This window comes from Mycobacterium sp. UM_Kg1 (genome assembly GCF_000972925.1).
GTDB lineage: Bacteria > Actinomycetota > Actinomycetes > Mycobacteriales > Mycobacteriaceae > Mycobacterium > Mycobacterium hiberniae.
In genome coordinates this window covers 1-859 of sequence record NZ_JRMK01000325.1, presented here as the reverse complement: position 1 = coordinate 859, position 859 = coordinate 1, and the positions used below count along the sequence as shown (strand labels likewise).

1 pseudogene is annotated in these 859 nt (G+C 73.3%); it reads left to right on the top strand.

The window, feature by feature from the left end:
• Positions 1-247 precede the first annotated feature (247 nt).
• Positions 248-859 (top strand): annotated as a pseudogene (locus LI92_RS24050) (PE family protein); the annotation flags it as partial.

Here is an 859-nt window from a genome sequence, read left to right as displayed (position 1 = left end):
CAGATGTGTATAAGAGACAGGCAAGGGTTTTGCTGGAGGTGTCGGCGGCGACGGTGGCGATGGCGGCAACGCCAACGGCGCCGGCTCCGTGGCTGGGGCAGGAGGCAACGGCGCCAGCGGCGGTCATGCCGCAGGGCGTGGCGGCAACGGCGGTAACGGTGGTGCGGGCGGTGATGGCGCAAACGGTGCCGAAGCAAACCGCGGCGGACGAGGAGGCACCGGCGGGTCCGGCCGCGAAGGTGGCGGCGTGGGCGGCGACGGCGGTAACGGCGGTAGCAGCGACGGCGGCGTCGGAGGACGCGGCGGCGCGGGCGGCGGGCTCAGCAGCACGACCGGTTCAAGTTCGGGTGGTGGTGGCGGCGGGGGCGGCGGCGCAGGTAACGGCGTTGGCAGTGTCGGCGGCAACGGCGGCCAGGGCGGCGTAAGTGTTACCGATACGAAGAGCCATCGCGATGCCTACGCCGGCACAGGAGGTTATGGCGGCGCTGCCTACAACGGCGGAACGGGCGGCAACGGCGGCAACGGCGGTGACAGCGGGAGAATCGACACGGGCAACTCCCCCAATGCGTGGGGCGGCAACGGCGGCAACGGCGGCGTTGCGCATGGTGGTGTCGGCGGCGACGGCGGCAACGGCGGCAACGGCGGCATCATTGTCAACACCATCAACGGCGGGCGCGTTGCTGTGGGCGGCACCGGGGGCAACGGCGGCGCATCCTACGACGGCGTAGGCGGTGCCGGCGGGAATGGCGGCAACGGAGGCAACGGGGCCTGGGGCGCCAAGGGCGGAGTCGGCGGCGACGGGACCAACGGTGGCACCGGCGGCAACGGCGGCAACGGCGGCGGCGGCGGCCAGGGGGGG